The organism is Methanofollis sp. W23 (genome assembly GCF_017875325.1).
Taxonomy (GTDB): domain Archaea; phylum Halobacteriota; class Methanomicrobia; order Methanomicrobiales; family Methanofollaceae; genus Methanofollis.
Map to the genome: position 1 here is coordinate 1,589,886 of NZ_JAGGMN010000001.1, position 21,597 is coordinate 1,611,482.

Below are 21,597 nucleotides of genomic sequence, written 5' to 3' on the forward strand. Positions count from 1 at the left end.
AGTTCAGCTCTTCTGCAACTTCTTTGCCCGTTCCTTGGAGTTGTACCCGGTGACGGCATCAAGGTACTTCCTGAAGCGGCGGTTCGTGTCCAGGATCGCCTCGTCCTCGGCCTCCATGTCAGACTCGGTGTCGACCACCACGGTCTTTCCCTTCTCGCCAAGAGAGACGTCAAGCCGCTTGAGCGCCCCGTACGAGATGACATAGTGCCCGTCCTTCTCCTCGGGCTCCACACCAAAACACTCAGAGAAAGAGGCGATCATCCGCTCCTCCATCCCTTTCGTGAACCCCCGCTTGATCTTGTACTCCTGCATACCATCAGGTGTGCAGGCCGACCGGATAAACCCTTAGACCAGGCAGGCATCCGGCTAAAAACATTCCAGGGACCGCATAAAAACCCCATCTCCAGGGGCGGTCGAGCGCGCGACCAGAGATGCCTGGGAGAGGCAGAAGGCCAGACCCTCCTCTCCTCCCCCTCACCATAGATCAGGATCTCTGAGTCTGGCTGACCCCTCGCCCCTGGGTGGACGTATTCCGGCGCCACCCCTCAGGATGAAATTGGGCAGGGGGTGAGGATCTCGATGCCGTCCCTCCATTCTAAACGAGATGACGGCTCCTGTTCCTGAGGCCCTGGAAAACCCCTCACCTTTCATCGATCATGCCGTGGGCGCGGCGCCCCCTGACCCCCATGAGAACGATCAGAGCAGGAAGGCAGGACCGATGAATCTGAAGAGAGATGTGACCTCCACCACCCATCGCCCGCACCGATCCAGACGTCTTCGCCATAGCCTGAGAATCTTTTTATGCTCCCCTGCCCATGGTAGGTTGATGTCGTCCGAACCAGATGTCAAAGTCACATCTGAACCCCTCCGCGGGGAACACCCGGTCGTGCTCATGGGCTTTCCTGGCAACGGGCTTGTCGGGAGCATCGCCCTCCAGTACCTCGTCGAACAACTGGACTTCGACCTGATCGGGAATATCACCAGCAAATACTTCCCGCCGGTCGCCATGATGGCAAACGGGGTCATCAACGTACCGGTCAGGATCTATGAGAAAGACAATGTCGTGGCCATCGTCGCAGATATCCCCATCCACCCGATGATCTGCTATGAGGTGGCCAACGGGATCATGGACTGGATCACCCCCTACCAGCCAAGGGAGGTCATCGCGATCGCCGGGATCGTCACGAACGAACCGGAAAAACGGGTCTTTGGGGTTGCCACCCAGAAGGCGATGCTCGATCGCATCCAGGACCACACGGTCGTTCTCCCTATGGGGAGCATCTCGGGGATCGCCGGAAGCATCCTGACCGAGTGCAAGATCAGGGAAATCCCGGGGTTCGGGTTCCTGGGCGAGACCGTCAACACCCCTGACCCCAGGTCGTCGGCGGCCACCCTCGCGGTCCTCAACACCCTCTACGGTTTTGAGGTCGATATCGACCCGCTCCTTGAACAGGCGGCCGATATCGAGGCGACGATGCACAAACTCGCCGAAGAGGTGCAGCGGACCGAGCCTGTACAGCAGAAGAAAGAGTATCTTCCGATGTACGGGTGATCGAGATGAAGATGACTGCATTGACAGGGATCTCAGGCCCCGTACTCAATGAACTCAAGATGGGCAAGCCCAGAACCCTCGAACTCCAGAGCGCCCATAACGTGATCTCGATCGCTTCGCTTGAACCCGGGCCCGACACCTATCTCTTCCTCACCAACGTCGACCTCGAGGACCTCTCTCCAGGCGACGTCGGGATCATCGCGAGGGTGCTCTCGGTGAGCGTCAGCATGAAACGGGTGGTCGACTATATCCACCCGGTCTATTATGAGGAGCGGGAACGGCTCACGGCGCGGGTCCAGCTGCGCTCCTGCGCAAACTCGATGGTGAAGACGGTGCGGACCGGACCGATCTGTCAGCCGATCGAAGTCGAGGTGGTCAAGGCCTCCCACTACCGGGCGATCTGACCTCCCCCCTTCAAAAATTTAATTATCTTGAAGAACAATAGTTATTGGCTCAGCCGGGGCCTGTGGCTTAGCCAGGATAGAGCGCCGGGCTTCTAACCCGGACGCCGGGGGTTCGAATCCCTCCAGGCCCGTCTTATTCTGCGACGTTTCAATAATTTTTTTCTGCACGACTCTGTTCATGCAGTCGTACCTGATCTCTCCTGCCCTTCCCGCACAAGTGTGACTCCCCCGCCCGCCCAATTGTCTCTTGCCTGGGCTCTTCAAAAGCCCCTAACTTTGAAGTGTTCACTCCGCTCACAGATCGAAAAGCAGAGATTTTCTTGAACCCATTCGTTCGTTTCCATCGGCCTGCGAAGAATTTGTCTTCCCAACTCCCTCTGGCCGTCAGCGATGATCAACCCACCTGCCGCCCCCACCGCTCCTCTGTTCGGGGGTCCGGGGGCAACGCCCCCGGGATGAAGATTGGATCAGGAAGTCATATTCAAAATCAATGAAGAGGGAGTGCCATCCACGACCAATCGTGCGCGGGGGGTTCAGGAGGACGACTGGAAGGAGTCGAGAAGATCTCTGATCTTCAAATGGTCAGTCCCACGCCAGAGAGAGATATCCCTTTATCGATAGTGGGGAAAGCCATAAACTTTCACTGTCGAGCACAAAGAACTTGGAAATATTTTCAAGGATCTTCATCAGCCATCTCACACCACAGATTCATCGAAGACATTCTTCTTCTCATCTTCGCACTCCCGTTGAGTGATCACTCCAGAGAATTTTTCCAGAGCAGGAACTCTCGAACATGTGAACAGTCCGCGATACGATGAAGAGGGAGGACAACCTTCATCTTCTATTCGTCTTCACTGCGACCTCACTGACGATGATCTTTGGGCTCTGTAGAAATCCTCTCGATGAATCCCTCTGACTGAGGGCTAGCCATCGAGTTCGCTCCGCTCACACCCCACCACACGATAGGGTGAGGGCGGCAGTACCCCCTTCACGATCATTTATTCTGCCTTCCTGACTCTATCTTGCTCCCGGGGGTCCGGGAGCTCGGCCCCCGGCGAGATGATCTGGGAAGGGGGGTGAGTTGCACCTGCATCGAAAATTGGCGAGGGTCTCTACAGAATCGATCTTCGCACCTTTCCAGCAAAATTTCAGCATCTGAGGGAAAGATCAATCTCCAGGGAAAGGCATGGGATCTCACACTACTATAGTATAGAGAGAGAGACGCGTCTCTCTCTGTACTCTTCGAGGTGCACGCGTGCCTCGACCGCCTTCTTCAATGCTCGTCCCGGGGGCGAGTGCCGCCCGGACCCCCAGGATGAAGATTGGGGCGGGAAGGCACAACCAACGATCATGAAGAGAGAGGTGCCATCCCCGCGACATAGTTCCATCTAAAGGAATACCATGAAAATGATCCAGAAGATCGCCTCTCAGGGTTTCCATAATGATTTGAGTCCACCAAACACCGTCTGAACTGACACGAAGATTTCGGATACATCTTCCGAATGATCAGGCCTCTGCCTTCCCTGTCCTATCTTCGTCGTGGGGGGTCCGGGGGCAACGCCCCCGACATGGTGTTGTGGGAAGGCGTGATGATCCGACGTGCCGCCCTGATCATAGAATCTTCCCTGCCATCTCGCGCCGGGGGGAAACCCCCCGGTCCCCCCACGACGAAGATAGCCGAGGGGCGGCGATGAAACACGATCCCCACCGGTTCTCCTCTCTTGAAAAGAGAGAGAAAGAGAGCACGTGACGAGAAATTTTCATCATGTATGCTTGAACCCCACGTTCATGCCCGATTCTACAGAGCCAAAAAAAGAAATTTAAAAATTTAGCAGATCTTTGTCCCCGGCTTGACGTCCCTGACGGTCGTCAGGAGGGAGGCCTCCTCGCCGGCGGCAAGGATCATGCCATTGCTCTCGATCCCGAAGATCTTCGCGGGCTTGAGGTTGGCGATCATCACCACGTTCTTCCCGACGAGGTCTTCAGGACTATAGAACGGCGCAATCCCCGAGACCACCTGGCGCTGTTCATCGCCGAGGTCAAGCTGGAACTTGAGAAGTTTCTTGGACCCCTTCACCGGTTCGACGGTGAGGACGCGGGCAACCCGCAGGTCCATCGTTGCAAAGTCGTCAATAGAAATCTGGTCTGCGTCTGTCATAACATTCAGTTCCTTCTTTTTCGCTTCTTCCACCCGGCCCTCAAGGATCTTTTCGAGGGCGGCGACCTTGTCGTCCTCAAGTTTGGCAAAGAGCGGCGAGGGCGCAGGGAGCGGACCCTCCTGCACCGGCACACGCCCTTCGTCGATCGGGTGGTCAGAGACGGCATCCTCGTGGCCGAACATCTCCCAGGCCCGCTGGGCGGCCTCGGGCAGCACCGGTTCGACCAGGAGGGTGAGGGCCTTGGCCACCTGGAGACAGTCGACGATGACCTGGGCGGCGGCCTCGCGGTCTTCCTTGACCAGTTTCCAGGGGGCGTGCTTCTGGATATGGGAGTTCCCGTAGGCGGCCAGGGCCATCATGGCGTCGACCGCACCCTTGAACTCGTATTCCCGCACCTCGGCCTCGACGGCCGCAAGCGAACGCTCGATCTCGGCCGTCACCTCAGGCGCTGCCGTCCCCGCCGGCACCCCGCCGAAGAACTTGTGGGCAAAGTGGAGGGTGCGGTACAGGAAGTTGCCCAGGGTGTTGACGATCTCGGAGTTCACCCGCTCCTGGAAAACCTTCCACGAGAAGTTCAGTTCCTTGGTGTGGTTGGTGTACGAGAGGAGATAGTAACGGAGGTAGTCGGCAGGGAGGCCCTGGTCAAGGTAGTCCTCGTTCGTCCAGACCACGTAGCCCCGCGACTTCGAGAATTTCTGGTCGTCGATCTTGACCATCCCTGAGGCCACGACCGCCGAGGGGATGCCATACCCCGCACCCTTGAGAAGGGCCGGCCAGAAGATGCAGTGGTGGTAGATGATGTCGCTGCCGATGAAGTGGACAATATCGCCGTCGCCGCACCAGTAGCGCTTCCAGTCGTTCCCGGTCTCCTCGGCCCACTCCCTGGTAAAGGAGATGTAGCCGATGGGAGCGTCGACCCAGACATAGACGACCAGGTCGTCGCGGCCAGGGAACTTCACGCCCCAGTCGAGGGTGCGGGTGATGCACCAGTCGCGCAGTTCCTCGCGCACCCATCCGGTGGCGTAGTTGCGGGCGTTGGCCGTGCCCCCAAGGTGGCTGAGGTGGTCGAGGAGGAACTCCTTGAACTGCCCGAGTTTGAAGAAGTAGTGCTCCTGCTCGCGCATCTCGGCCGGCGACCCACAGACCTTGCAGACCGGGTTTTTGATCTCGCCAGGCTCCAGGTGGCGCCCGCAGCCGCGGTCGCACTCGTCGCCCCGTGCCTCGGCGCCGCAGTACGGGCAGATGCCCTCGACATACCGGTCAGGGAGGAAACGCTTGCAGGTGGTACAGTAACTCTGCTGGATTATCTCAGAATAGATGTAGCCTTTGTCCACAAGGCCCTGGACCATCGCCTGGGTCTGTTGGTGGTTCATCTCGTCGTCGGTCATCCCGAAGTGGTCGAAGGTGATCTCCATGCGCTTGAAGGTCTCGTCGAAGTGCGCGTGGTAGCGCATGGCGAGTTCGCGGGGGGTCGTGCCCTCCTGCTCGGCGCTGATCACGATCGGTGTGCCATGGTTGTCAGACCCACAGATAAAGACCACGTCCTCCCCGCAGCGGCGGAGATATCTGACATAAAAGTCAGCAGGGACATAGGTCCGGAGATGTCCGAGGTGACAGGGGCCGTTTGTATAAGGGAGCCCACATGTCACCAGCAACGGTTTGCCACTCATCTCATACCTCTTGGTGGTGAAGATATAGATAGATTATTTAAACCAGATTCAGTGGTCCTGGTGAGAGGGTGGTGACGCCAAACCTGGTGCAGGGGGACGGGCGTGTACCCCTCGAAGCACAGCCTTACGGCACCCTCCCCTGCAGGCAGGCATCGGTGATCTGTCAGTGTGGTCGCGCCCTCCTCGAACCTGAGCATTTTTTGACCCTGGAGAAAACTTCGCCTTTTCGTGGGTCACATATGATTCAGCCGCCTTCCTACCCCTTTGGCCGGGGGCTCTGCCCCCGGACCCCCGGGAGGAAGATAGGGTCGGGAAGGCTGAATCGATGACCATCAAGAGAGTGGTGCCGTCCTCGACCTATCGTGGCGCGGGGGGTTCGGGGGGCGGCCAGGCCCCCCGACAGGGAGATTCATCACGAGGATTTCTACAGAGCCATTTTTACAAAGAGCATATCCCAAAAAACTCTTGGGTGAACATCCCCTCGAACAAAAGTGCGTCCTTCCAGAAATTCGAAACGCTCTCCTCCTGATGAATAGTGGAGGATTGCGTCCCGTCTTCATGGATTTTATTCTGCCTTCCCGGCCCTCGCGCCATCCCTATATGGAGGGAAGGAACATTTCTGGTGATGAAGCGGATACCGGTCAGGACACGGGGGTTTGGGGCCGAGGTCGGGACGCCGGCGGTGGCAGACCTGGCCCGGTGGGTGGAAAGTCGAAAAGGACGGGGCGGCGACCTGCTTGCATACCAGATCGAACGCTCGGCCACACTCCAGGAGGGCGTGGACCTCCCGGCCGCCGGCGGGGTCTTCTATGGGGCGCGGGTGCGCCAGTGTCTTGCCGGGGTCGTCGAAGGGGCGGTGACCGGGGAAGTGGGGGCCGCCCCAGACGCCGTGTTCGACGACCTCCAGGGGTGGAAGGGCGCCTGGCTCTCTCTTCCCGCCCCCTCGGTGCTCGGGTTCGAGGACCGCTATTATGGCGATCCTGAGGAGGCGAAGGAGGAAGTCTGCCGTGCCTTCCGCCACCTGCTGCGCGAGATGCGGGACGTCGGCGTGGGCGGGCACGTGCTCCTCATCGACGAGGTCGACGAGGTCGAACTCGACCTCCTTGCCGGGACCAGGTGTATCGTTTTCCCGCTCAGGCGCAGTCCCACCACCCTCGAAGCAGTGCTCGAACACCAGTCCCTCCTCCCACTCGCCCCGTCAGAACTCGGGTGGGCCGAGGACCTCATCGACTGCTATGATGTCCGCGAACTCTCGCTCCTCCACCCCGACCACCAGGCGCTCGGCGAGGCGCTTGGGTTCTTCGACCCTGACGAGATCTCGGCAGGGGGCTACACCGCGGCGGGCGAGGAGGAGGCCTGGGCCGCGCTCCTCGAAGAGGCGTACGTCCTCAAGTGAACTTCTCCGCACCTGGGACCAGGAAAGGGTTCTTGCGCGTGGGAAGGATCGATCTTTGATCCTTCTCCCTGTGACACAGCCAGAAATCTCTTGGCCTGCCGCTTCTCCGATCCCCTCTGCGTGGCGGAACGACCGAAGAAGTTCGATAAAATCTTAGAGTTTCGAGTTTCTTGGGGCAAGATCCCCCAGCGCGAGACAGCGGTGAAGATGCTGTAATAGGAGCTGCACACCGACGGATCATCATGCCTTCCCCCATCATCACGCCGGGGGCGCTGCCCCCGGACCCCCGGGAGGAAGATAGAGTCGGGAAGGCAGAACCAATAGACTTGAAGAGGGATTCGCCATCTACGACCAATCATGTGGCGGGTATAAACGGACCAAACATGAGAGACCTGTAGGGGCTTCGAGGGATCGGGGGGACGGCACGCCTCCTCGCAGAGGCAGTCATCCAGAGTTATTTTACAAAGCCGAAAATTTTCAAGTTTCAATATGTGAGCGGAGCGAACACAAGAAAACCGGAGGATTTCGAGGAACTCCTGGTGTGAAGATGAAAGAAGGCGGGCGACATACCAAGAACTGGTGAGGGATTCTACAGAGCCATCACAGAAGGGGGTACAGGGTTCGCCCCGGCCCGGAGGCCGCGGCATTCTGATCAACCCCTTTAGAGCGTGTCCGCGACTTTGAGGAGTTCCTTATAGTGGCGGTTGCGCTTCAGGAGCCAGAAGAAGAAACGGTCCATGAGGGAGAAGGAAAAGTTCCCGCCTGCGGCATTGGGATGGCCGCCGCCGCCAAACTTCCTGGCGATGAGGTGGCTGACCGGCGGGACCGAGCGGATGGAGAACCGTCCGTTTTTAGAGACGATCACCTCGATGTCGGTGCCCAGAGCGTCCCTGATCGCGTGGGCGGTCTCTGAGGGGTAGCCGTGGAGGGGGGCAAAGACGACAGTATATTTTTCCCGGTAGACCTTCGCCTCCTTGATGCTGGCCCCGATCGCCGCGTCCATCTCTGCCCTGATCTCGGCATAGATCCCCTCGACCTTGCGATCGGAGAACTTCCCCTGCGAGAGGAGGTTTCTGACATGCGGGAGGAGGTGACGGCGCTGGGTTACCAGGCCGAGGACGTCGGCGCGGGGGTCCTCTTTCTTCCAGAGGTCATAGTCGCAGACGACCCTGGCCACCTCTGCGGCGGTATGGTCGCCGGGCCTGAGTTCCTTTGCGACGATCCCGGTGGCGCAGACCGAGGTGTCGATGGTGAGGTGGGCGCAGTGCGGCCTGACCAGGTCGGCCTCGGCATCGGTCCAGCGGTGGTGGTCCCGCCATTCAACCTTCCATCCGTTCTCGGCGGCGGCCTTCACCGACGCCTCGACTCCTTTCTTATATCCAAGGTCGCTGATCGAGAGGACGTCACCCCGGCCAGGGAGTCCGGCGATGAGTGCAAGGATCGAGGTATACCCGCCGACCGATGCAAAGATCGTGGTGATCTTCCCATACACCATCCGGTGGATGGCGTCGGCCCCAGCGGCGTCGAGGTCGTTGTGCGTGAGGTGGAGGATCCCGTTCTTCCGCCCCTCCACCGCGGCGACAAGATCCTCGTCGGTGGTCTTCCTGCCTACGATGACGCTTACCATTATCTATTCTTGGAACCGGAGAGGGATAAAAAGGGCGGCGTGCGAGACCGCACCGTTTATTAATCAGGACCACCAATATGATATGGCTGCCCTAGTAGCTCAGACTGGGAGAGCGCCAGACTGAAGATCTGGTTGTCCCCGGTTCAAATCCGGGCTGGGGCACTTCTTCTCATTTTCGATTCGAAAACCAAACACGTTAGCATAAATGCTTTTTTTCTGCCCGGTAGCAGATACCCCAGATACCCGCGGCCGTAAAGAACGTCCGGTAACAAGATCGATCAGCCATAAACCGGGCACGCACCTCGCGCATGGATCGGGCCTGGCGAACTCCTCATGATGCCCCGCGGTACCAGGGGCGGCCGCCCCCGCCGAGAAGAAAGATGACGCACACGCTCCCCACACAGGACGACACCCTTATCCCTGCCCTGCCCGAGAGGGGAGATGAGCACCATGCTGCCAGACGTGATCATCCATACGAGCGTGAGCATCGACGGCGCGGTCACCGGGTTCGAACCCGACATCGCCCTCCATTACGAGGTCGCCGCTGAGTTCACGCCCGACGCCATGCTGGTCGGGTCGAGGACCGCGAAGAGCGGCATCGAGCACTACCTGGAGGAGGTCCCGCCAGAAGAGGACGGAGACCTGGCACGGCCGGCGGCGCATGCCGGGGACACCCGTCCGCTCTGGGCCTTCGTCGACAGCGGAGGGAGGTTGCAGGGTCTCCTCCATGTATACCGGCGCTCAGACTACTGCCGGGACATCGTCGTCCTCGTCGCCGAAGAGACCCCGGCGTCGTACCTCGAATATCTCCGCGCACGCGACTATCCCATCATCAGGACCGGGGGCGACCACGTCGACCTGCAGACCGCGCTGGAGGTACTCCGCCGCCGGTTCAGCGTGCAGGTCGTCGTCTCGGATAGCGGCGAGCGGTTGAACTCCGCACTCCTGGAAGCGGGCCTTGCAAAGACCCTCAGCCTCGTCATCACTCCTTTCGTCGCCGGTAGGGGGGCGACACACCTCTTCGAAGGTCTGGAGTCAAAGAGAGAGGACTTTGTCCTGGAGCGTGCCGGCAAAGTGGGAGACAGGTGCGTCCACCTTGTCTACCAGGTCGGGTGAAGAGGCGCATAACTGGCTCTGTAGAACCCCTCTCCTCTTGTGTGGGGGAGACATGTGTTACTCCTCTGGCCGGGGGGCATCCCACGGGGCGGGAAGGCAGAATAGATGACCCTAAAGAGAGTGCTGCCCTCCTCGACCTATCATGTGGCGGGGGGTTCGGGGGGTGGCCAGAGAATTTTTGTCGCCCTGTTCGCACCTGTGCACCGGCATACACCTCTTCGCACCCCATACCTGCCACCGAACAAATGATTTTTAGAACGCCGTTCATCACTATGGCTCCATTCGTTCAGTTCTCGTCTTCGTGTGCACCCGGATCCAGACCGCACACACACACCCACAGAGACCAGGAGAGATCAAGGGTGGGGCGTGTGCTCTCTTTTTGGTGCAATATAGTACTATGAGAGAGAGAGATCTCTCTCCTCTCTTTAGAATAGGTACTCCACGCCCGTTCCTCTGTCCGCGTCCATGGTACTTTTTCAGTGCAATCCCGGTGCAGAGCGGGTGCACATGTGCCAACTCCCCAGGCGCCCGACCCCGTGTGGAGATGGGCAGAGGACGGCATCCCATCTTTCAAGAAATCCAGCCCTGTAGAGATCCTCGTGATGAATCTCTCTGGTGGGGGGCTTGGCCGCCCCTGGTGAGATGATGGGGAAGAGGGGCGAGTCACGCTCACTCCAGGAATTCGTGAGGGTTTACCATGAAAATGATCCTGACGATAATCTTTTCGGGTTTTTATAAGAATTTCAACCATCCAGATCTCTTTGAAGATTATATGCAGATTACAGAGACGCCTTCATCATGATCGGTGTTCTGCCTTCCCGACCCTATCGCCATCCTGGGGGTCCGGGCGGCACTCGCCCCCGGCGAGAACGTGAGGGAAGGCGTGATGATCAGGTGTGCCACCTCAGATCGTAGATTTTTCCTGTCATCTCGCGCCGGGGACGGCAACAAAGTGGTGGTCCCATGGGGGGTCCTGCTCTAACAGGGGAGCACGGATCCACACACTCTGGAGACCAATGATCATGTTCATCACGTATGCGTGAGCCGGGGGCTCATGCCAGATTCTACAGAACCGCTCTGTAGAAATCATCGTGACAGTTCTCTTCGCCGAGTGAATGACCACTCGAAGATTTCCAATCATCTCGACAGCTCGAAAAACGGCTCTGTAGAACCCCTCTTGATGGTTCTCTTCGACGAGGGGCTGGCCGCCCCCAGCATGACTGTGTGGGAAGGCGATTGAGTCACCCTTGCACCGAGAAGAAGTGAGAGTTTCTAAAAAACCCGAAAATTGAAGATTTTCTCATGCTCGCTCCGCTCGCACCCCGCGTGAAGATCGGTGGCGGACGGCATTTCCTTCTCCATGATCATTGAGTGTGCCTTCCCGCCCCGGTCTTCATCCCCTGCGTTCGAGGGCAGAGTCTCCAAGCACGGAGAGGTGGGACGGTACGCCGCTCAGAACTTTTATTCCATATGCCTGAACCAGGAGTTCTTGAGAAATTCTTCAGAACCAGAAAAAAAAGAGAGACGAACCCTTCACTCGGCCGCCAGTGCCGTGATCGGGGAGAGCCGCGAGGCCTTCCAGGCAGGGTACACACCCGAGAGCACGCAGATCCCGATGCCCACCCCGATCCCGATGACCACATTCATCAGCACCGACGGGGCGAAGAGATACGAGATATCTTCGAGCATCACCGTGACGAGGATCCCCCCCGCGATCAGGCTGAGAACCCCGCCGATCACTGCCCCGAGCGCTCCCAGGATCGCGGCCTCGTACAGGAACATCTTGATGATCTCCCTGCTCTTGACCCCGATACTCCTGAGGATCCCGATCTCGCGGGTCCGCTCGGTCACCGACATCATCATCACATTGAAGATGCTCACCGCCGCGACCAGGAGCGAGATCCCGGCGATCCCGGTGACCGCCAGCGAGACCGCACCCAGGACCCCCGAAATCATCTCAATCAGGGCCTTGGGGTCCGAGATATCGACCGTCTCCTTTCTCCCGTTGAGACTCTTGTCCAGGTTCTCCCGCACCGCCTCGACCTCGTCGAGGTCCTCGACGATGACCAGGGCCTTGTCGTAGCCGCGGTCTTTCCCGTTGATGTCCTGGTACAACCGGTCGGTGATGATGATCGAACTGTAGGTCGAGATCCCGCCACCAAACCCGGTGTTCTTCAGGATGCCGGCAACCCTCACCTTCTTGCCCTCCTCCTCATCGCCGATGGTGATCCTGCTCCCGATCTTGAGGTCATGCGCCTCGGCGATGTCCGAGGAGATGAGGGCGCGGTCGCCGCCATGGATCATCACGCCCTTCTCGACCTCAAGGACGAGAGGAATATCGCCGGGGTCGAGCCCATAGACCGAGGCATAGGTGTCCTCGCCGGCAGCCCGTATACTCGAAAATGTCGAAGAGAACGGGACGACCGGGTTGCCCATGCTTGCCCGCTCGATCTTTCTTATCTCAGGGATGCTGAGTTTCTCCTCGCTCCCGCCGAAGAACCCGCCCCCCTCCATTGCCGGAGTGACGGTGATCTGCCCACCTTCGTCGCCGAAACCGCTCGTCACCGAGACCTGGAGGGCCGAGCCCAGGATCCCCATCGTCGTGATGGCAAAGACCCCGATGACGATCCCGATCGCCGCAAGGACCGACCTCAGGAGATGGAGACGGACATTGCGCTTGGCCAGGTCGAAGTAGATGTCGGTGCCGATCATGCCACCAGCCTCCCGTCCTTGAGCCTGACCACCCGGCCGGCGTACTCCGCCGTGCTCGGGTCATGGGTCACCATCACCACGGTCTTGCCGGCCTCGTTCAGTCTCTTCAGGAGGTCCATGATCTGGACACTCATCTTCGAGTCCAGGTTCCCGGTCGGTTCGTCGCAGAGGAGGATCGCCGGGTCATTGACCAGGGCCCGTGCGATGGCCACCCGCTGCTGCTGCCCGCCCGAAAGTTCGTTGGGGGTATGGGTGGCCAGTTCGGCGTCAAGTCCGACCTTCTCCAGGAGGGCGAGACCCCGGCCGTTCTGTTCCTGGTGTTTGTGCTTGATGATATAGGGATACTCCACGTTCTCCCTGGCCGTCAGGACCGGGATGAGGTTGAACTTCTGGAAGATGAACCCGATGGCGTCCCGGCGCAGTTCGGTGAGGGCGTCGTCAGAGAGCGTCCTGGTGTTCACCCCGTTGATGATGACGTCTCCTTCGGTCGGCGTGTCCAGGCAGCCGACCTGGTTGAGGAGGGTCGACTTGCCTGAGCCGGACGGGCCCATGATCGCCACAAACTCCCCGGGGTCGATGGAGAGCGAGACGCCGTCAAGCGACCTGACGTCTCCGGCGACCCTGGGATAGACCTTGACGACGTCAACGAGGCGGATGACCGGCTCGTCTCCCATTATTTCCTCCACCTGTTCAGGAGCCCGGTGCTCTTCAGGATCGCTCCGATGACGCCAAGCCCGACCAGGCCAAAGAGGATCATCACCGGCAGGGGGATGGACTCGTCCTTGGGCTGGGTGGCGTCGGCGCCGTGCGCACCACCTGAGAAGGTCTGGTGCTGGTCGATGTTGACCTGCATCGTCTTGGTGTATGGGGTGCCCTCGGCGTCGCGGTAGGTGATCACGATGGGGACCGAGGTGGCGTCCTCGGCACTGAAGTCGAGTTCAAAGCTTGCAAGGTCGTCAGGGTCGAGGCTGCCGATGGCGTACTCAGGGTAGGGGTTCTCAGGCACGGCAGGGTCGTCTGAGGTGACGACGACCGACTTCGCGGCCTCGAGACCGGCATTGGTGATGTCGCCGCTGACCGAGTACGAGCCAAACCCGCCATGGACCTCGATATTGTTCACCACCAGTTCGGCCCTGGTGTTGGACTGGCCAAAGACGACCGGGATGGTGACAGTGGCGGTGTGGGTGTTGGGCCCGGTATGGTAGGCGACGTCAAAGTGAAGGTCGGTCTCCTGGTGGGCGGTGACGTCAAGGCTCACATTGGCCTGGGCCGAGGAGGCGAGGGTGCCGACAAACCATCCGGTCTGGGCGGCCTCGATCCCTTCGCCGGTCGGGGTGACGGTGATCCCGGTCACCGACGAGGCGCGGGGGTTACCGACGACGAGGGTGATATGTTCCTTCTTCCCTTCGGTGAAGGCGTCGGGCTGCCCGGTGACGACCGTGGTGAGCGGTGTCTCCTCGACTCTCACCGGGACATTGGTGTTGAGAGTGCCGTCTCCCCCATAGTCCAGAGAGAACCAGGGGTAGTAGACGCCGTCACGAGTGTTCTGGTCGGCCTTGACCGTGAAGGTGTACGAGGCGGTGTTCCCTGGCCCGATGGCCCCTGCCGCTCCATAGTTCGTGTCGCTGAGGGTTCTGATATCATTCCCTTTCAGCACGGCCCTGCTGATCTTGACCGGTTCGAGGCCGCCGTTCTTGACTTCGACAGTGACAGTGCCGGTGTCACCGGGCATGAGGGTCGCGGGGGAGACGCTGGTGTTCGTGACCGATACTGGTGATGCCGCTCCGGCCGTCATCGCCGCAGGGACGGCGGCGGCAGCAGAGCAGACAAGGACCATCAGCCCTATGATAAGGGCGAGGGGTGTGCGAGATGTCATGGATATACTGATCTCCGTGGGTGGACGTCGGCGCCCACCCTTGTGTAAAGTAGGTTGTACATTTTGTATTTAATACATTACCATATGTCAAGGGGAGCATTCATATAGACAAACCCACCTTACATTTCTCTGCACCAGGCCGCGGCCGCGGCCACTGCTATATGGAGCACATTATGGATTCAGACGCATCTCTTATCGACATCCTTACCGCCCCCGACCGGTTCTTTCGGTCGCTGGGCGAGAGAATCGAGAATATCAAGGTACCGGGCCTCATCATCTTCATCACCGCACTGCTTGCGGCGATGACCGGCTACCTCGCTGCCGGGGCCGTGCCCATGACCGGGATAAGCGGTGCCGACGCAGAAGCGTTCAAGACATTGATCGCCCCCTTCGCCGCTGTCTTCGCCTTCATCGCTGTCTTCATCGGCTGGGGCCTCCAGTCACTGGTCCTCCACGTGATCGCGAAGGTTCTCGGCGGCACCGGGTCATTCAAGTCGACCCTCGCCGTCATCGGCTACGGGAACCTCCCCCAGATCCTGGTGAGCATCCTGGCCCTTGCCCTTCTCCTCGTCTACCATATGGACATCGAGAACCTGGGCGCCGCCCTCGGCATCACCGTCCTGGGACTCATCTTCACCCTCTGGTCGGTGGTGATCTGGTTCTTCGGGTTCAAGCATGCCCATGAACTCACCACTGCAAAGGCGGGCATGATCGTCGCGATCGTCTTCATCGTCTCGATGGCCCTCTCTATCCTGCTCTGAGAGGGCGCAACACACCCCTGGACCTTCCAACCCGCACACATCATCATCGGTGGGACACGAACTCTCCCTCATCCCACCTCTTCTTTTTTGGGGCCTGTAGAGTGGCTTCCTTTTCCCGACGCGAGTAAAATGCTCCAACTTCCCCTCAGTTTCTTGCCAGGGGTTCATCGAATGTTTTGTCTTCTCATGTCCGCTCTCGCTCGTCCCCTGATTGGCCCCCAGGACGACGATTGAAATGGGAAAACAAGGGCGATGAGTGTGAAGACGAGAGGCGGCCCCCTGCAGACCTTCATCCGCGAGGGGACCGGGGGCGGCACGCCCCCCAGTGTAGGAGGGTTCAGAATTTCGGCTCTGTAGAATGAGCATGAGGCGAGAACATGCCTCAAGCATACGAGATGAACATTTTTCGTTGCTGGATCATTCTATTTTAAGACCGGAGAATTGGTGAGGATCATGTTCCATCGCCGCCCCCACCTCTCTTCGTCGTGGAGGGTCCGGGGGGCACTCGCCCCCTGGTGCGAGATTCCAGGGAAGTTGCTGCGATTGAGGGCGGCACGCCTGATCGACGTGCCTTCCCCCATGTTTGTGCCGGGGGCGCTGCCCCCGGACCCCTGGAACAAAGATTGGACCGGGAAGGCACTATCAATGATCATGAAGAGAGTATTGCCGTTCGCCGCCTATCTTCGGCGCGGGGGGGTTCGGGGGGCGGCCAAGCCCCCCGTCGAAGAGAGCCCTCGAGATGGATTTCTACAGGGCCGAAATCTCAAATTTCGAGCATTCAAGACTATCTTTGATCTGCGGGCCCTTTAGAAGACGAGATATTCTACAGAGTCAAAATTGCGCTAATGCGGGTGCTGCTCCTCATGAAGCCTCATCCCGCGTCACATGCAGGCAAAGGGAGAACCGCAACACAGAAATAGAGTAACTCTACACAGACGAAGGTATGAAAAATGTATTGTTCATCCTTGCTCTTGGATTCGTAGCCGTCGCGGCGGTCTTTGCGGGATGCACGGGCACATCGCCCGAGGCGACCCCGACCCCAACCCCGACCGAGGCCACGACGGCGGCCCCGACCGAGACCACGCCCGCCCCGTCCATCCAGCCAGAACCGACCGACGAGATGCCTGACAATTATCTGGTCCGGGCATCCGCCCAGAAAGACCCGATCTATCACACGATCACGGTCACCTTTGACGGCGGCAAGGGCCAGATGAATCTGAAGGAACTCACAGCGACGGTCACCCGCTCGGACAACGAGATCGAGACAAAGAGCATGACCAAGCCGTCAGGGAAATCGGTCGCGACCGGGTCGACCCTTGAGTTCAACGGGACTGCACAGCAGGACAGGATCCAGGTCTGGGTCACCATGGACCGCCCACTCGGTACCGACGGGGAGACTGAGTTCAAGATCTACGACTCGGTCCTGCCCATCGACTGACCCTGTTCACCTCTTTTTTTTGTGCTCGGTAAAGTTCGGCATGAATCCTGGGCTCAAGTAAACACAATGAAAATGATTGAATTTCTCAGGAGGAGAGGGATCCTTGCTCCCCTTGAGACGCAGGGACACCACGGGGGGACCACCACTCGACTGCCCCACCCATGCCAGTCCTCATCCCGGGGGACCGGGGGGCGCAATCCCGGTGCGAGATGGCAATAAAGATTTGACGATTCGGACAGGTCGATCACACTGAAGAATGTTCTATCCTCTACGTCCTGGCTTTAATGGGATCTGATGTGTTCAGATTCTCATGCAAACCAAAATAAACCCTCACTTATTCTTAGTGTGAGCGCGATTGGACCGCCGCCCCATAGTCTCTTGCCGGGACGAGAAGAGGGGGGAAGACGGTTGAATCGCGCTCGCACCCAGAAAGAGCAAGAGTTTCTACAGGGCTTGAGTCTCTTTTTCGACACGCCAGTGCAGCAGCACGCCGTCGTCGACCTGCTCGACCCCGGCAAGTTCGAGGCGCGGGAATTCGGACTCTTTCACAAACCCCTCGCCGTCGACCGGGGTGGGGGCGCCCTCTCCCCCGATGATGACCGAACCCACATAGGTGATCAGTTCGTCCACCAGCCCTGCCTGGAAGAGCCCCCAGATCAGCGTTCCCCCGCCTTCGACCATCAACCGCTTCACGCCGCGGCTGGCCAGTTCGTGCATCAGGCGGGCGAGGTCAATCCCCTCCTCGCCGGCGACGACGACCTCGGCCTTCTCCTGCAGGGCTTCGACCAGTCCTGCCGGTGCCGCCGCCGAGACCGCAACGACCCGCCGCCCCTCCCCCTTGCAGAGGATGTCGGCATCTAAGGGGGTCCTGGCCATCGAATCGACGACGACCCTGAGGGGATGCTCGTCCTCCCCTCGCGCCCTGCGCGCGGCCTTCAGTTCGGACGATTTGACAGTGAGCGACGGATCGTCGGCAAGGACCGTGCCAATCCCGACCATGATCCCGTCAGCACCGGCTTTAATCTCATCCACCCGTTTAAAATCGTCTGCGCCAGAGATCTTTACCTGCCGCCGTTCCCGTGTCGAGATCTTGCCGTCCGCGCTCATCGCGAGGTTGACAAAGATATATGGACGCATGCCCTGAGGTTTGACGGAGAATTACTTATTCGTGTGCTTTGCCCGGAAAGAAATGAAAGGGCATAAATAACGATCCTGTTTACCTCTCAATTGTACAATGTTTTCAAGGGGTTCAAACATATCAGATGTCTCTTTTAATCACTGGGCATCAGATATCCGCATAATAGGTGTAATAGGATTTTTACTGGCCCTGTTGATCCTTACCGTCTTTTATTCGATCTTCTACGATGTAGAATTGAGACAGTCATCCCTCTATTACATACCCCTTGTCATAGTGGCGGTCTGGTACTCCAACCGCTCGATCTGGACGGCGGCGGCCCTCTCCCTGGGGTACGTCGTCGTCACCCTCTTCCTGGCCATCGGGGGGTATTCTGTTGACCCGGTCCTCCTCTTCCTCTTCACTCTCCTCTACCTCTGGGGGATGACAGCGGTCATCCTCTTCTCCTCTGAACCGCCATATCGTGCGGGCGCGCTCTACGACTCGTCTCTCTTCTTCTCACTGGACCCGGTATCCCTTGAGGTCAGGGGGATCAGCCATGACCTTGCTGACCGTCTGGGATTTCCAGGTTTTTCCCCTGGAAAAACAGTCCCGCTGGCATCACTCTGCGTCGATCCCGGAGATGCCAGGGTCCTCGTCGGGCGGGCCCGTAGCGGGATGATGGAAGGGTCCCCCTGTGAACTCGTCCTCAGGGGGCGTGCAGGGGAGCAGGTACCGGTCCTCCTCACCTGCGTCAGTGAAGGCGCGACATGCCGGTGCTCTGTCCTCGACCTTACCTCTCTTCGTTCATACCAGGAGATGGAGCAGAAGGCCGGGGTCGAAGCGGCCAGGTGGCAGGACTTTGCGACTACGGCGGCCCATGAACTCAGGACCCCGCTCCAACCGGTGCTCGGCTATCTCGGTCTCCTCCATGACGACCATACCCATTATGGGATCAATGATGAGGCGGCGCGGATGCTCGGCGTCTGCCTTGAGAATGTCAACCGGGAACGGCGTATCGTAAACCGGATGCTTGAACTCAGCCTTCTGGACAGTGGAAAAGTGAAGAGCAGGCCCACCGAGGTGGACCTTGCCGCGCTGATCGAAGAAGTGCTCAAGAGCCATGGCTTCACCACCAGGGCCAGGTGCGAGGTCTCGGTCCCGGAGGGTATGACGGTCCGGGTCGATAAGGAGCACCTCTACCTGGTCCTGGAAGGGCTCGTCTCCAATGCGGTCGAGTACAGCGACGACCCGAGGGTCGTTGCGATCACCTGCGGTCAGGAGGGGGGGCGGCAGTGGGTGAGGGTGAGGGACAATGGTCCAGGGATCACACCCGACAAACTGAAGCGGATCTTCGAGCCCTTCTCCCTTGGCGACAGTGAGACCTTGAGCCGCAGGTATGGGAGGATGGGGCTTGGCCTGCCGATCGCCGAGCGGTATGCCCGCCAGAACGGCGGGTGGATCGAGGTGGAGAGTGTGCCGGGCGAAGGGAGCACCTTCACTCTTATGCTGGAACGAGAAGAGAGCGACGTAGCCTGATGGGCCTGAATCGATGCTTCCCTGACTCTGTAGAAACCCTCACCTATTATGCGGAAGGGATGTGTGTCACCCGCCTTCCTACCCTCTTTGGCCGGGGGCGCTGCTGTCCTTGACCTATCGTGTGGCGGGGGTTTGTGGGGGGCGGCCAAGCCCCAACCAGAGAGATTCATCACGAGGATTTACCATGAAAATGATCCAGAAGATCATCGCTTTCGGTTTTCACAAGTATTTGAGCTCACCAGATCCCTTTTAATCCAAAAAAAATAGGATACAACATCCATCATTGTGATCGGGCCTCTGCCTTCACGGCCCAATCACCATCCCAGGGGTCCGGGGGCAGCGCCCCCGGGGCGTATGGTGAGGGAAGGCATGATGATCAGAACGTACCCCCCCATCGCAGATTCTTTCCTGTCATCTCGCACCGGGGGGTTGCACCCCCCGGACCCCCCACGGCGAAGATAGGGTCGGGGCGGCAATTGGGTGGGGGTCCTCCCGGTGTCCTACTCCTAAGAGGGAGCAAGGATCCACCTTCCAGAGCCCAACCAGAGTTTTCATCGCGTATGCATGAGCCAGGGGTTCATGTCCAATTCTACAGAACCGCTTCCCTCTCCTTTTCGCCGAAAAGCAACACCGAAGTTTTAAAGATGATCAAATCTCAAAACTTTCCTGGGACGAATATCTCTTCGAACCAAAATCTTTTCTTCCAGAAATTCTGACCCATCCTACACCTTGGGCGTCCCACCCCCCAACCCCCACTGATGAAGAGTGACGGAGGTTCACATCCCATCGTCACGATCATCGCTCTGCCTTCCCGCCCCAATCGCCATCCTGGGAGTCCGGGGGCGAGCCGCCCCCCGGGGCGGGGGTGTGGGAAGGCAGAAGGCATGCATGGATCCGCAACGAAAAGGGGAGGAATTTCTCATCCTCTCTACTGCTCTCTTCTGGGTGGAGGAGGGCGGGAGAGTGTTGGGATGACCTTCTCATCATAGTCATATTCTGCCTTCCAGTCTCCATCTTCATGCCAGGGGGGTCCTGGGGGCGACATGGTGCTCGACTTCGATCCGCTTCTCGAACAAAATGGATGAGGGGCAAGAATCGATCCAGTTCTGAGATGTTATTTTCATCGCGTATGCGTGAACCTCAGGGCCATGCTCGATTCTACAGAACCCAGAAGAGACTATAAGTGAGATGACCGGTTTTTTCTCTCTTTCAGCGCCCGCTCGATCGCCCACCGCCCTCTCCCGAACTCTTCCTGCAAAATTTCGATGGACCGCTTCCGTGTCGTTCCCTTATTTCGCAGTTCCTCGTATTGCCGGTCAAGGCGACGGCGTTCGTCGGCGGTCCAGCGCTTCCGCTGGTTCTTTGGGGTGCCGAGGACCGGGGTGCGGAGCGAACTGAGGAGAAAACCCGGAGTGACCGCCTGGAGGTCATGGACTCCGTTCTCGAAGATCGTCTCCGAGACCTCGAACCCGACGAACTTTCGGCCAAGCCCGGTCGCCACCCTCGCCGTCGAGAACCCGCCCATAAAGAAGTCACAGATCACGTCGTCTGCATTGCTGCTGTACTGGATCATCCTGGTGAGGAGCGCGGTCGGCAGTTCGTTCTTGTTCTTCACCTGCCCTGGTTTATACTCGCGATTGATGACCCAGACGTCCTCCCTATCCCGGTAATTGAGAGAGCCGCCGTCGGGGGCGTGTTCGCCTGTCCCATACCTTGATTCAAGGTTGAAGGTCCGTTCGCCACCCGGTTTTTCGTAGAAAAGAATGTGGTAGTGGGACGAGACATATTTCCTGCTGGTATACACTCCGAAGTTGTACTTCCAGATGATATGATTCACCTCGCGCAGCGAAGTCTGCCGCAGGGCATGGAGGATATGGTAGAGGTTGGTGTAGCCTGAGACGATATAGATCGAACCGCCGGGCCTGAGCACCCGTTCGGCCTCCTGGATCCAGTTGAGACTGAACTCTCCGTATTCAGATTCAGGAATCTCGACATATCCATCGACCACATAACCTTCGTCACGATTGTAGTGACGGTGGAGGGTGTCGCCGCCGATCCCGTACGGTGGGTCGGTGATGATCAGGTCGACGGACCCGTCTTCGATCACCTCCCTGGCACCGGTGATGCAGTCTCCGTTGTAGAACGTGTTCCCGTCACGTGTAATAGACTTCATCGCTATTCCTTTCAAGGACTCCCGTCGTGATCACACCCCACCAGGGGGCATGGGCGGGAG

Annotated in this window: 15 protein-coding genes and 2 tRNA genes; 9 read left to right on the forward strand and 8 right to left on the reverse strand. The window is 59.0% G+C overall.

Features of this window, described 5'->3' with window-relative positions; genetic code table 11:
• Positions 1–3 precede the first annotated feature (3 nt).
• Positions 4–312, reverse strand: coding sequence for a DUF5611 family protein (locus tag J2129_RS06765; RefSeq protein ID WP_209630139.1), 309 nt, complete (start codon positions 310–312; stop codon positions 4–6).
• A 514-nt stretch (positions 313–826) separates the two neighbouring features.
• Between J2129_RS06765 and J2129_RS06770 the strand changes: the two genes are divergently transcribed.
• From J2129_RS06770 to J2129_RS06780, 3 genes are all read left to right on the forward strand, one after another.
• Positions 827–1,552 carry a proteasome assembly chaperone family protein gene (locus J2129_RS06770; RefSeq protein ID WP_209630140.1) on the forward strand — a complete coding sequence of 242 codons (726 nt, stop codon included), beginning with the start codon at positions 827–829 and terminating at the stop codon, positions 1,550–1,552.
• Between the two features lie 11 nt (positions 1,553–1,563).
• Positions 1,564–1,956 carry a DUF473 domain-containing protein gene (locus J2129_RS06775; RefSeq protein WP_245320671.1) on the forward strand — a complete coding sequence of 131 codons (393 nt, stop codon included), beginning with the start codon at positions 1,564–1,566 and terminating at the stop codon, positions 1,954–1,956.
• Between the two features lie 56 nt (positions 1,957–2,012).
• Positions 2,013–2,087, forward strand: a tRNA-Arg gene (locus tag J2129_RS06780).
• Between the two features lie 1,697 nt (positions 2,088–3,784).
• Here the strand turns inward: J2129_RS06780 and metG are convergent.
• Positions 3,785–5,785, reverse strand: coding sequence for a methionine--tRNA ligase (gene metG, locus J2129_RS06785; RefSeq protein ID WP_209630142.1), 2,001 nt, complete (start codon positions 5,783–5,785; stop codon positions 3,785–3,787).
• A gap of 625 nt (positions 5,786–6,410) precedes the next feature.
• On the opposite strand from metG, the gene J2129_RS06790 reads away from it, so the two are divergent.
• Complete coding sequence (locus J2129_RS06790) at positions 6,411–7,181, forward strand: hypothetical protein (RefSeq protein WP_209630143.1); 771 nt, start codon at positions 6,411–6,413, stop codon at positions 7,179–7,181.
• A 661-nt stretch (positions 7,182–7,842) separates the two neighbouring features.
• Here the strand turns inward: J2129_RS06790 and J2129_RS06795 are convergent.
• A complete protein-coding gene (locus J2129_RS06795; RefSeq protein WP_209630144.1) occupies positions 7,843–8,808 on the reverse strand; it encodes a phosphoesterase in 966 nt (321 codons plus the stop codon).
• Positions 8,809–8,896: 88 nt separating this feature from the next.
• Here J2129_RS06795 and J2129_RS06800 point away from each other — a divergent pair.
• Together J2129_RS06800 and J2129_RS06805 are read left to right on the forward strand one after the other, a co-directional pair.
• Positions 8,897–8,970: transfer RNA gene (locus J2129_RS06800), tRNA-Phe, on the forward strand.
• A 288-nt stretch (positions 8,971–9,258) separates the two neighbouring features.
• Positions 9,259–9,924 carry a dihydrofolate reductase family protein gene (locus J2129_RS06805; RefSeq protein ID WP_209630145.1) on the forward strand — a complete coding sequence of 222 codons (666 nt, stop codon included), beginning with the start codon at positions 9,259–9,261 and terminating at the stop codon, positions 9,922–9,924.
• Between the two features lie 1,533 nt (positions 9,925–11,457).
• On the opposite strand, the gene J2129_RS06810 is transcribed toward J2129_RS06805, so the two are convergent.
• The 3 genes from J2129_RS06810 to J2129_RS06820 are packed head-to-tail and all read right to left on the reverse strand — an operon-like array spanning position 11,458 to position 14,512.
• Positions 11,458–12,636, reverse strand: a complete 1,179-nt coding sequence (locus J2129_RS06810) for an ABC transporter permease (protein ID WP_209630146.1) — start codon at positions 12,634–12,636, stop codon at positions 11,458–11,460.
• A complete protein-coding gene (locus J2129_RS06815) occupies positions 12,633–13,310 on the reverse strand; it encodes an ABC transporter ATP-binding protein (RefSeq protein WP_209630147.1) in 678 nt (225 codons plus the stop codon). The genes J2129_RS06810 and J2129_RS06815 overlap by 4 nt, the downstream gene beginning before the upstream one ends.
• Positions 13,310–14,512, reverse strand: a complete 1,203-nt coding sequence (locus J2129_RS06820) for a hypothetical protein (RefSeq protein WP_209630148.1) — start codon at positions 14,510–14,512, stop codon at positions 13,310–13,312. The genes J2129_RS06815 and J2129_RS06820 overlap by 1 nt, the downstream gene beginning before the upstream one ends.
• A gap of 173 nt (positions 14,513–14,685) precedes the next feature.
• Between J2129_RS06820 and J2129_RS06825 the strand changes: the two genes are divergently transcribed.
• A complete protein-coding gene (locus J2129_RS06825) occupies positions 14,686–15,273 on the forward strand; it encodes a Yip1 family protein (RefSeq protein ID WP_209630149.1) in 588 nt (195 codons plus the stop codon).
• Between the two features lie 943 nt (positions 15,274–16,216).
• On the forward strand, positions 16,217–16,711 hold the full coding sequence (locus J2129_RS06830; RefSeq protein WP_209630150.1) for a hypothetical protein: 495 nt from the start codon (positions 16,217–16,219) through the stop codon (positions 16,709–16,711).
• Between the two features lie 444 nt (positions 16,712–17,155).
• Here J2129_RS06830 and J2129_RS06835 read toward each other — a convergent pair whose 3' ends face one another.
• Positions 17,156–17,848, reverse strand: a complete 693-nt coding sequence (locus tag J2129_RS06835) for a 2,5-diamino-6-(ribosylamino)-4(3H)-pyrimidinone 5'-phosphate reductase (protein WP_209630151.1) — start codon at positions 17,846–17,848, stop codon at positions 17,156–17,158.
• A gap of 235 nt (positions 17,849–18,083) precedes the next feature.
• Here J2129_RS06835 and J2129_RS06840 point away from each other — a divergent pair, with 235 nt between their 5' ends.
• On the forward strand, positions 18,084–19,364 hold the full coding sequence (locus J2129_RS06840; RefSeq protein ID WP_209630152.1) for a HAMP domain-containing sensor histidine kinase: 1,281 nt from the start codon (positions 18,084–18,086) through the stop codon (positions 19,362–19,364).
• A gap of 1,177 nt (positions 19,365–20,541) precedes the next feature.
• On the opposite strand, the gene J2129_RS06845 is transcribed toward J2129_RS06840, so the two are convergent.
• Positions 20,542–21,537, reverse strand: coding sequence for a site-specific DNA-methyltransferase (locus J2129_RS06845; RefSeq protein WP_209630153.1), 996 nt, complete (start codon positions 21,535–21,537; stop codon positions 20,542–20,544).
• Between the last annotated feature and the right edge of the window lie 60 nt (positions 21,538–21,597).

What these genes read in the sequence shown, in the direction of transcription:
- J2129_RS06795 (WP_209630144.1), bottom strand. Translation starts at nt 8,808, where the DNA reads ATGGTAAGCGTCATCGTAGGCAGGAAGACCACCGACGAGGATCTTGTC.
- J2129_RS06775 (WP_245320671.1), top strand. Translation starts at nt 1,564, where the DNA reads ATGACTGCATTGACAGGGATCTCAGGCCCCGTACTCAATGAACTCAAG.
- J2129_RS06845 (WP_209630153.1), bottom strand. Translation starts at nt 21,537, where the DNA reads ATGAAGTCTATTACACGTGACGGGAACACGTTCTACAACGGAGACTGC.
- J2129_RS06765 (WP_209630139.1), bottom strand. Translation starts at nt 312, where the DNA reads ATGCAGGAGTACAAGATCAAGCGGGGGTTCACGAAAGGGATGGAGGAG.
- J2129_RS06835 (WP_209630151.1), bottom strand. Translation starts at nt 17,848, where the DNA reads ATGCGTCCATATATCTTTGTCAACCTCGCGATGAGCGCGGACGGCAAG.
- J2129_RS06810 (WP_209630146.1), bottom strand. Translation starts at nt 12,636, where the DNA reads ATGATCGGCACCGACATCTACTTCGACCTGGCCAAGCGCAATGTCCGT.
- J2129_RS06830 (WP_209630150.1), top strand. Translation starts at nt 16,217, where the DNA reads ATGAAAAATGTATTGTTCATCCTTGCTCTTGGATTCGTAGCCGTCGCG.
- J2129_RS06820 (WP_209630148.1), bottom strand. Translation starts at nt 14,512, where the DNA reads ATGACATCTCGCACACCCCTCGCCCTTATCATAGGGCTGATGGTCCTT.
- J2129_RS06770 (WP_209630140.1), top strand. Translation starts at nt 827, where the DNA reads ATGTCGTCCGAACCAGATGTCAAAGTCACATCTGAACCCCTCCGCGGG.
- J2129_RS06825 (WP_209630149.1), top strand. Translation starts at nt 14,686, where the DNA reads ATGGATTCAGACGCATCTCTTATCGACATCCTTACCGCCCCCGACCGG.
- J2129_RS06790 (WP_209630143.1), top strand. Translation starts at nt 6,411, where the DNA reads ATGAAGCGGATACCGGTCAGGACACGGGGGTTTGGGGCCGAGGTCGGG.
- J2129_RS06815 (WP_209630147.1), bottom strand. Translation starts at nt 13,310, where the DNA reads ATGGGAGACGAGCCGGTCATCCGCCTCGTTGACGTCGTCAAGGTCTAT.
- metG (WP_209630142.1), bottom strand. Translation starts at nt 5,785, where the DNA reads ATGAGTGGCAAACCGTTGCTGGTGACATGTGGGCTCCCTTATACAAAC.
- J2129_RS06805 (WP_209630145.1), top strand. Translation starts at nt 9,259, where the DNA reads ATGCTGCCAGACGTGATCATCCATACGAGCGTGAGCATCGACGGCGCG.